Source organism: Devosia sp. (assembly GCF_034675085.1).
Classification (GTDB): domain Bacteria; phylum Pseudomonadota; class Alphaproteobacteria; order Rhizobiales; family Devosiaceae; genus Devosia.
Genome location: NZ_JAUCDN010000196.1, coordinates 1 through 6,399, shown reverse-complemented (window position 1 = coordinate 6,399; position 6,399 = coordinate 1). Strand labels below are relative to the sequence as shown.

Sequence of the window (6,399 nt, the reverse complement as noted above, 5' to 3'; positions counted from 1 at the left end):
GCGTCAGTTCCTCGGGCAAATCCACCGTTGGCCAGGAGATCGCCCGGCAGTTGCACGTCCCCTTTCTCGATGGCGACGGCTATCACCCGCCGGCCAATGTCGAGAAAATGCGTTCGGGCATTCCGCTGGTCGATGACGACCGCTGGCCCTGGCTGGAACGGCTTGCCATGGCCCTCAGCGAAGCCGCAGACAAGAAGGGCGCCGCCGTGGGCGCCTGCTCCGCTCTCAAGCGCAGCTATCGCGACTATCTCGCCGAAAAGGCAGGCGAGCCTATTCTTTTCGTCTATCTCGACGGCTCCAGGGAGGTGATCGGGGAGCGCATCGCCCGGCGCCAGCACGAATTCATGCCCGCCAGCCTGCTCGACAGCCAGTTCGCCACCCTGGAAGTGCCCGACCCTGCGGTGGAGAACGTACTGGTCGTGCCGGTCACCGATGGCGTCGACAAGATCGCCCGTACCACGCTCAAGGCGCTCGACCACCTCAAGACGTTCCGGCGCTGGCAATGAAAAAAGGCGGCTCGGAGCCGCCTTTTTTGGTTACTGGGCGATATAGCCGCCATCCACCACATGGTAGGAGCCGGTGATGTTGGAGGCGGCATCCGAGAGCAGGAACAGCGTCAGCGCCGCCACCTCGTCAGCAGTACCCAGCCGCCCGATGGGATGGGCCGAGGCCAGCGCATCATAGGCCGGCTTGGGCAGCGCCGCCAGCAAGGGCGTGTCGATGAAGCCCGGCCCCACGGCGGTAACGCGAATGCCCTTTTTGGCATAATCGACGGCGGCGGACTTGGTCATGCCCACCACCCCATGCTTGGCCGTGACATAGGCGGGCGCGTTGGGAAAGGTCACTGACCCCAGAATGGAGGCCATGTTGACGATGGCGCCGCCGCCGCCCTTCAGCATCGCCGCAATCTCGTATTTCATCGAGTAGAAGACGCTGTTGAGGTTGACGTCGATCACCTTGTGCCAATCCTCGAAGCTGTAGTCGCCCAGCGGCGCGGCGGCCCCGCCAATGCCGGCATTGTTGACCGCCACGTTCAGCGCCCCGTAGGTGTCGAGGGCGAACTGCACCGCCTTTTCCACCTCATCCATGCGGCCGACATCGACCGCCACCGCGGCAGCCTCCCCGCCGGCGGCCTTGATGGCGGCAACCACTTTCTGGGCCGCGTCGAGCTTGAGATCGGCCACCACCACCCTGGCGCCCCGCGCCGCCAATTGCAGGGCGATCGCCTCGCCGATCCCTGAGGCGCCGCCTGTCACGAAACCAACTTTTCCGGCAAAATCCCTGGTCATCTTCTGCTCCTGTGCTTGTTGCCCCATGATAGGAGGCGCACGGGCCGGAACCATGACCTGGGTCAAACCCCGCGCCGATTGGGCGGCAACTGCCGGAACAAGCCCGCACTGCCCCTCGGAGTTCCGGCGCTATGCCGGGTCCGCGGGAAGAATCCCGTCACGGGCAAGTGAAGCGTTGTTGTAGCGATCGTCCCAACTGACCTCGGGCCCGATCCAGTCCGGCAGGATAATAGCTTGATCTTGCCGATCCAGTTCCACCTCCGCCAACACCAGGCCCGCGTGCCGGCCCGTAAACACATCGACCTCCCAAACAAGGCCGCCATGGGGAACGAGATGACGGGTCTTGGCGACCACATGCGGCTCGGCCAGCCCCATAAGGTCCCGGGCATCTTCGAGGGGGATCTCATATTCGAATTCCGGCCGCGCCAGCCCATCGGGCCGCCCCTTGAGCGTGAGCAGACCCCGCCGCCCGTCCTCGATGCGCACCCGCACCGTCACCTTGGCGTGGCTCGACAAATACCCCTGAACAAGGCTCTTCCTGCCGGTGACATGGCCTTTCCAGCCATCGGAGCGGACGAGGAACTTGCGTTCGATCTCCATACCCATGGCTAGAATCCGAAATTCATCTGGCCGGGCGGAGAGCCAACCTCGACGCCTTCCAGCGCCAGCATTCTGAGCTTGGACAAGGCGCCGCCCGGCGCCGAGAAGCCGCCGGGACGTCCATCGCTGGCCAACACCCGGTGGCAGGGAATGATGAGGGGAATGGGATTGGCTCCCATCGCCGCGCCCACGGCGCGCGACAGGTGCACATCGCCCAATTGCCGCGCCAGCGCGCCATAGGTGGTGGTCTGGCCCCAGCCAGTGGTCAGCAGCAGCGCATAGGCCCGGCGGTTGAATTCGCTAAGCCCATCCAGGTCCAGGGGCGTCGCGGAAAAATCGATAGCCTCACCATCGGCATAGTCCTCTATCCGATCGATGATCTGCGAAATTTCAATGCCCGGATCACCCGGCCGGGCACCGCCCAACGCCATGCGCTCACCCAGAGCATGTGGATCGAGGCCCGGCAATTGCAGCCGCGCCACACCCACATTCGTCCAGCCAATGCCGAACCGGCCCAGGGCCGTATCGAAAAGCGTCGTTTCCATGCGGCGACCCTAACGCCTTCGGCTAGGGAACCGCCAGCCGGGACAACCAGAAATTATCGGCCGCCCCGGCCATTGTCCGGCGATCAGCGCTTGAGGGCGTCGCGGGCAGCGTCCTTGGCCTCGCCGACCTTCTGCTGGATCTTGCCGGCGGCCTTGTCGAGCTTGCCTTCAGCCTGCATCTTCTCGTTGCCGGTGAGGCCGCCAACGGCATCCTTCACCGCGCCCTTGGCCTGCTTGCCCACGCCTTTGATTTCGTCCTTATGCATGACCATCTCCTTGGTTCGATGTCGGTGCACAAACGAACGGCGCGGCCCGGCGTTCCATTCCGGCGGCGTGGTCAAATGCTATTCTCTCTGTTACACGGCGCCATGCCCGGACCCATGCCCACCCTGATCAACTATTTTCCTCCGCTCGATCCCTATCTCAACGTTCTCCATGTCGATGACGACATCCTGGTGGTCGACAAGCAAAGCGGACTGCTGAGCGTACCGGGCAAGGACCCCTCGCTCTGGGACTGCATCGAATATCGCGCGCGCCAGACATGGCCCACGGCCGGCATGTGCCACCGGCTCGACAAGGACACTTCCGGCGTTCTGGTGCTGGCGCTCAACAAGCGCGCACATGGCCGCATCGGCAGCCAGTTCGAGCACCGCAAAACCACCAAGTCCTATATCGCCCGCGTCGCCGGAATCGTCGCGGAGGATTCCGGGCTGGTCGACCTGCCCCTGGCCACCGATTGGGAGAACAAGCCGCGCCAGAAGGTGGACCACGAAAATGGACGGCCAGCCCAGACCCAATGGCTGGTGATCGAGCGGGAGGCCAATGCCACCCGCTTGCGCCTCACCCCCCTCACCGGGCGCACACATCAGCTAAGGGTTCACATGAAGGCCATAGGCCATGTGATTCTGGGCGACGCCTTTTATGCCGACCCCGAAAGCTTCGCGGCGGCCGACCGGCTGCAACTGCATGCGGCGGAGCTGGGTTTTACCCACCCCACGACCGGCGCGTTCATGACCTTCGTGGCCCCGACGCCGTTTTAGTCGGCGTCGGCGAACCGAACCTCGATGCGCTGGAACAGGCTGCCCTGTTTCATCGTGTCGAGCCAGCGACGAAAATCGGCCACATCCTTGAAACCGGCGCGGCAAGCATCCGCTTCCGTCACATCTTCGGGGCTCATATCGGTGATGGCGCCGATGGAGAGCAGCCCCAATTTCGTCTTGAGCGTACCACCGGCCCTGACCGTCTGCCGGTTCCAGCGGCGGAAGACCAGATCCACCTTGCCAGCCTTGATCTCTTCGAGCAGTTCCCGCTTGAGCAACATCAGTCCAGCACCGCCATGGCCGTCATTTCGATCCGCAACCCGCGGGCCAGCAATTCCTTGACCACCACGGTCGCCCGCACCGGATAGGGCTGGCCGGTGAAATATTCCCGATAGACCGCGTTCATGCCGGCAGCATCGGCGCTGTCGATGAGGAAAATCTGCACCATCGCCAGATTGGCCAGCGTGCCGCCCGCAGCCGATATGGCGATTTCCAGGTTCTCGATGCAGCGCCGCGCCTGCACCTCGATACCGCCTTGCACGATCTCGCCAGTGATCGGGTCCTCGGCAATGGCGACCAGCCACACATGCTTGCCGGCCCGCACCGCGTCGTTGATGGGCGCGGAGGACGGCGCAATGCCGGTGTCGATCCGTTCAATCATGTCGGGTCCTCACAATGGTGCGGGCGGCGGGACTTGAACCCGCACGGGGATACCCCCTCCGGATTTTAAGTCCGGTGTGTCTACCATTCCACCACGCCCGCGAAAGCTGCTCAGTCCGTGCCGCCCGAGATGGGCGCCACATAGGCAACATCGAGGTCCCAGGGGAAGAAGATCCAGGTGTCCTGGCTCACCTCGGTGATGAAGGTATCGACCATCTCGCGGCCCTTGGGCTTGGCATAGACAGTGGCGAAATGGGCGCCGGGCAGCATGTCGCGCACCACGCGCGCCGTGGCGCCGGTATCGACCAGATCATCGACGATCAGAACCTTGCCGCCATTGCGGGCCATATCCAGAATCGGCGGGCTGATCTGCTTGAGAACGGCAATGCCGCCCTGGTTCTGGTGGTCGTAGCTTTTCACCGCCACGGTTTCGACGGTGCGGATATTGAGCTCGCGCGCCACGATGGCGGCGGGAACCAGCCCGCCCCGGGCGATGGCGACGACGGCATCGAACCCGCCCAGCCCGGTCAGTCGCCACGCCAGGGCGCGACTGTCGCGGTGGAACTGATCCCAGGTAACCGGAAACGACTTCTGGTTGGCAGTGGTCAAATCATTTCTCCTGCGCCGGCACGGCATGTCCGGTGGCTGTTTCGGGAAAGAGGCCCGTGCTTAGCAAAAGCGCGCCGCCGCGCCAATCGCCCAGTCGCATTTCCACCCGGTCAATATGCATCATCGGGCAGGGCTATGCCGGCCTTGCGGTGCGCCTCGGTCACCATTTCGCGCACCTTGCCCGCCGCCTCTTCCAGCCGGGCGGCGTCGGTGGCGCGCAACACCAGCTCGGTCATCACCCTGGCATTGCCCATCTGCGGATAGCTGCCCATGCGGACATCGGGATATTGTTCCTGCAAGGCCGCCAGCGGCCCGCCGAGCGTACCCTCGCCCACCGCCGCCTTGATGGCGACCGACAAGACCTTGCGGCCACCCTTGAGCCTGGGCGCCAACGCTTCCAGCATGGCGCGCATGATGACCGGCACTCCGGCCATCACATGCACATTGCCGATGCGGAAACCCGGCGCGGCGCTCACCGAATTGACGATCAGCTCCGCCCCTTCAGGAATGCGCGCCATGCGCAGCCTGGCTTCGTTGACCTCGGTGCCCGTCTGCTTCCAGCGCGCTTCCAGCATGGCGCGTGCTTCCGGGTTGATCGGCAGTGCCACGCCGAAGGCCTTGGCGATGGCGTCGGCGGTGATGTCGTCATGGGTGGGGCCGATGCCGCCCGTGGTGAACACATAGGTGTATCGCTCGCGCAGGGCGTTGACGGCGGCGACAATATCGTCGGTTTCGTCGCTCACCACCCGCACCTCCCTGAGCTCGATGCCCAGATCGGTGCAGAAATCGGCAGTGGCGCCGATATTGACGTCCTTGGTGCGGCCGGAAAGGATTTCATCGCCGATCACGACAAGGCCGGCGGTGACAAGGTCTGGTGTGGGCATGGGAAAATTCCGTGGCTTGGCGCCTTCACCAATGCCCCCGCCCGCCATTGCCGTCAAGCGAGCCGCCGGCCTTCCAATCGCTCCGCCAAGCGACTACCTTGGCCTCACCCTTGGAGTCCTGCATGATTACCTTCGTTGAAGCCCCCGCCAAAGCCCGCCGCTCGCCCGGTGTCATCCCCCTGCATGGCAGCGCCGGATTCGAGGGCATGCGCAAGGCCGGCGCGCTTACCGCACAGGCGCTGGATATCCTGACCGAATATGTCGAGCCGGGCGTGCCCACCGCGACTCTCGATAAAGTCGCCTATGAGTTCGCCCGCGACCATGGAGCGGTGCCCGCCACCATTTTCTACAAGGGATTCCGTCATTCGGTCTGCACCTCGATCAACCACGTGGTCTGCCACGGTATTCCCGACGACAGGCCGCTGCGCGAGGGCGACATCGTCAATATCGACCTGACCCTGGTGGTGGATGGCTGGCATGGCGATTCCAGCCGCATGTATCCGGTGGGCGAATTGCCGCGCAAGGCCGAGCGGCTGATCGAGGTCACCTATGCATGCCTGGAAGCCGGCATCGCGGCCGCCAGGCCGGGCAACACCACCGGCGATATCGGCGCCGCCATCCAGACCCTGGCCGAGGGCGAGCGCATGAGCGTGGTGCGCGATTTCGTCGGCCATGGGCTGGGCCAGCTCTTCCATGACGAACCCAATATCCTGCATTTCGGCACGCCAGGCAGCGGCGTGCCGCTCAAGCCCGGCATGATCTTCACCATCGA

At 64.3% G+C, this 6,399-nt stretch carries 11 protein-coding genes and 1 tRNA gene; 3 read left to right on the top strand and 9 right to left on the bottom strand.

The genetic code is table 11. The features are described 5' to 3' along the window. The coding region (locus VDP82_RS12420; protein WP_323015162.1) for a gluconokinase at positions 1-506 on the top strand (506 nt) is incomplete at its 5' end. A gap of 30 nt (positions 507-536) precedes the next feature. Here VDP82_RS12420 and VDP82_RS12415 read toward each other — a convergent pair. The 4 genes from VDP82_RS12415 to VDP82_RS12400 form a co-directional block, all read right to left on the bottom strand. Beyond that, the gene (locus VDP82_RS12415; protein ID WP_323015161.1) at positions 537-1,289 is read right to left on the bottom strand and encodes an SDR family NAD(P)-dependent oxidoreductase; all 753 of its coding nucleotides are present in this window, start codon (positions 1,287-1,289) and stop codon (positions 537-539) included. 129 nt (positions 1,290-1,418) lie between these two features. Then, positions 1,419-1,895 (bottom strand): CYTH domain-containing protein, encoded by a 477-nt coding sequence (locus VDP82_RS12410; RefSeq protein WP_323015160.1) that lies wholly within the window; start codon positions 1,893-1,895, stop codon positions 1,419-1,421. A 2-nt stretch (positions 1,896-1,897) separates the two neighbouring features. Next, positions 1,898-2,434, bottom strand: a complete 537-nt coding sequence (locus tag VDP82_RS12405; RefSeq protein WP_323015159.1) for a methylated-DNA--[protein]-cysteine S-methyltransferase — start codon at positions 2,432-2,434, stop codon at positions 1,898-1,900. 83 nt (positions 2,435-2,517) lie between these two features. Next, positions 2,518-2,700 (bottom strand): CsbD family protein, encoded by a 183-nt coding sequence (locus VDP82_RS12400; protein WP_323015158.1) that lies wholly within the window; start codon positions 2,698-2,700, stop codon positions 2,518-2,520. A 114-nt stretch (positions 2,701-2,814) separates the two neighbouring features. Here VDP82_RS12400 and VDP82_RS12395 point away from each other — a divergent pair, with 114 nt between their 5' ends. Beyond that, complete coding sequence (locus tag VDP82_RS12395) at positions 2,815-3,474, top strand: RluA family pseudouridine synthase (protein WP_323015157.1); 660 nt, start codon at positions 2,815-2,817, stop codon at positions 3,472-3,474. Here VDP82_RS12395 and VDP82_RS12390 read toward each other — a convergent pair. The 5 genes from VDP82_RS12390 to VDP82_RS12370 form a co-directional block, all read right to left on the bottom strand. Next, on the bottom strand, positions 3,471-3,755 hold the full coding sequence (locus VDP82_RS12390) for a hypothetical protein (protein WP_323015156.1): 285 nt from the start codon (positions 3,753-3,755) through the stop codon (positions 3,471-3,473). The genes VDP82_RS12395 and VDP82_RS12390 overlap by 4 nt on opposite strands. Further along, on the bottom strand, positions 3,755-4,135 hold the full coding sequence (locus tag VDP82_RS12385; RefSeq protein WP_323015155.1) for a RidA family protein: 381 nt from the start codon (positions 4,133-4,135) through the stop codon (positions 3,755-3,757). The genes VDP82_RS12390 and VDP82_RS12385 overlap by 1 nt, the downstream gene beginning before the upstream one ends. Positions 4,136-4,150: 15 nt before the next feature. Beyond that, a tRNA-Leu gene (locus tag VDP82_RS12380) sits at positions 4,151-4,236 on the bottom strand. 9 nt (positions 4,237-4,245) lie between these two features. Next, positions 4,246-4,743, bottom strand: coding sequence for a xanthine phosphoribosyltransferase (gene gpt, locus VDP82_RS12375; protein WP_323015154.1), 498 nt, complete (start codon positions 4,741-4,743; stop codon positions 4,246-4,248). 110 nt (positions 4,744-4,853) lie between these two features. After that, positions 4,854-5,627 (bottom strand): competence/damage-inducible protein A, encoded by a 774-nt coding sequence (locus VDP82_RS12370; protein WP_323015153.1) that lies wholly within the window; start codon positions 5,625-5,627, stop codon positions 4,854-4,856. 125 nt (positions 5,628-5,752) lie between these two features. Here VDP82_RS12370 and map point away from each other — a divergent pair. Further along, the coding region (gene map / locus VDP82_RS12365; RefSeq protein WP_323015152.1) for a type I methionyl aminopeptidase at positions 5,753-6,399 on the top strand (647 nt) is incomplete at its 3' end.